The sequence below is a fragment of the Caballeronia glebae genome (assembly GCF_001545035.1).
GTDB lineage: Bacteria > Pseudomonadota > Gammaproteobacteria > Burkholderiales > Burkholderiaceae > Caballeronia > Caballeronia glebae.
The window spans coordinates 1-1960 of sequence record NZ_FCOJ02000158.1; the positions used below are offsets into that span (position 1 = coordinate 1).

General features: G+C 50.6%; 3 protein-coding genes. All 3 read right to left on the reverse strand.

Features of this window, described 5'->3' with window-relative positions:
• Nucleotides 1-393: 393 nt before the first annotated feature.
• The gene (locus tag AWB82_RS37855; protein WP_159462669.1) at nt 394-543 is read right to left on the reverse strand and encodes a hypothetical protein; all 150 of its coding nucleotides are present in this window, start codon (nt 541-543) and stop codon (nt 394-396) included.
• A gap of 79 nt (nt 544-622) precedes the next feature.
• Nucleotides 623-1210, reverse strand: a complete 588-nt coding sequence (locus AWB82_RS39370) for a T6SS immunity protein Tli3 family protein (protein WP_456061748.1) — start codon at nt 1208-1210, stop codon at nt 623-625.
• A gap of 262 nt (nt 1211-1472) precedes the next feature.
• A partial coding sequence (locus AWB82_RS39375; RefSeq protein ID WP_456061749.1) for a T6SS immunity protein Tli3 family protein occupies nt 1473-1960 on the reverse strand: 488 nt, incomplete at its 5' end.

Below are 1960 nucleotides of genomic sequence, written 5' to 3' on the forward strand. Positions count from 1 at the left end.
AGGCAAAACTTTGACAGCCTTAAAGTCTCCATAGACGAACGGCTTCGGCCCGCTGGTTGCGCACGCTTGCAACATCGGAAGAATCAACATCGTCAAAAGCACTGTTTTCATGTTTAGCCTCGTCCGTATATTTCAGAACGTTTATCGCTTTCCAGCTTTTCCTTCAGCCTTATCGCATCGATTTCATTAACTTCATCCATCACGGTCTTTCAGCCGATCGTCGAAGGCGTGGCGACCGGTTCAAACGTGCCCCAATTGAAATACACGCCGTAGCCTTACGTCCTAATCGGTTAACCCTAAGCAACTCACTCCAGCTTTCCGACATCATCAGCGGTGTCGCAGAGACCGATTCACGCGCGCGAGAACGAACGCTGCACCGTCCTGAGCGGCCGGTCAATCGAGCGTGATCCCGTCGACGCGATGTCCGCCGAGCGGGCTGATCAGATAGCCGTGCACGCGTTTCGATATCGGCTGATAGCTGGATAGCTTTTGCTCGCGCACGGCGGCATCGGGCGTGATCAAAAAGACGAGCGTGTCAATCATTGACGGCCAGTGCTCAGGGCAAGAAACGACATCGTTCAGAAAAGTGAGCTTTCGTCCGTCACGATCTTCATAGCCGTGCTCACTTCAGAGGTGCTTCGGGGTTAGTTGGTCGTATCGAGGCGTTGCAGGAGAATCGCTCTTGACCGGATGGAGAGCGAAGTCCGATGGGGACCTTAACGTCGAATTGAATCCTGTTGTTGAGCGGGAGTGTATCGCGACCGTATTTAAATCCCGGTACAAGCGGAAAGCGATTTACGTAAGAATCGTATTGGCGCTTTTTTTCCACGTAATAGGCATCGCTCGTCACGAGAACCGCGTATCTCCGAGTATCGGTGAATGGATCGAACGACCGCATAAAATCTGTTCCACTAAATGTACGTCCTCCATCCGTGGAATATATTAGAGACACGCTACAACCGCGGTCGCTACAAGCGAAATTTGGAGGCGCAGAAGAAGGGATAACGACATTTTTCTCGGATGGATCAGAAACGATGAGTTGTCCCTGATAGTTTTCTATGCCGCCGCGTCCGAGATACGTCCGAATAGATGCCTTGCTATCGTTGTAATAAGTATCGCCGTGGTTGCAATCACGATAGTGCTCCAGCGTTATAAATCGGTGATCGTCGATTCGGTAGATCACTTGCGGGGGCGCGTCGTATGGCAGCACCTTTGCGTCTCTCAAAGTCGGCGTAGGTGAATTGATGCGGTCCGCTTGCGCACGCGGCGAGCGTGGTCAGAAATGCGGTGCAAAATATGAATTTACTCATGCTTCAGTGTCGTCTGCACAACCTGGTTGCTTCATTTTTATCTTCAATCATGGACGGCTCAGTGCTTAGTGCTCCGGGACGAAACGATATTGTTGGTCAACAAGGCGACCTTCCGTGTGTCGAGATGGAAAGTCGACGATGCAGCTATCGCAAAGCCCATTCCTACTTTAGCGGCGCATCAGGGTTAGTCGGTCGAATGGACGCGTCGCATGCGAATCGTTCCTGACCTGATGGAGATCGTAAGCCTGATGGCATCTTTGTGTTGAACTGGACTTTGTCCGCGTCAGGTAGTATATCGTGTCCATACCTAAATCCCGGAATAAGAGGAAACCGATCTACGCTGGCGAAGTTTTGGCTGAACCGCTTTTCAATAAAATATGCGTCTCTCGTTACCAGTACCGTGTATTGCTCAGTATCTCTATATGGATCGAAAGATCGCATAAAACGATTTCCGTAAAACGTGCGCCCGCCGTCGGTCGAATAGATCAACGAAACCGAGCAACCTCGATCTCCACAGACATATTGAGGTGGAGCTGATGAAGGAATCACGATATTCCTTTCTGTGGGATCGGCAATAATGAGTTTTCCTTGGAAATTCTCGATACCGGCACGACCCAAGTACGTTCGCACTGAGGTCTTTGTGTCGTTGA

What these genes read in the sequence shown, in the direction of transcription:
- AWB82_RS37855 (WP_159462669.1), bottom strand. Translation starts at nt 543, where the DNA reads ATGATTGACACGCTCGTCTTTTTGATCACGCCCGATGCCGCCGTGCGC.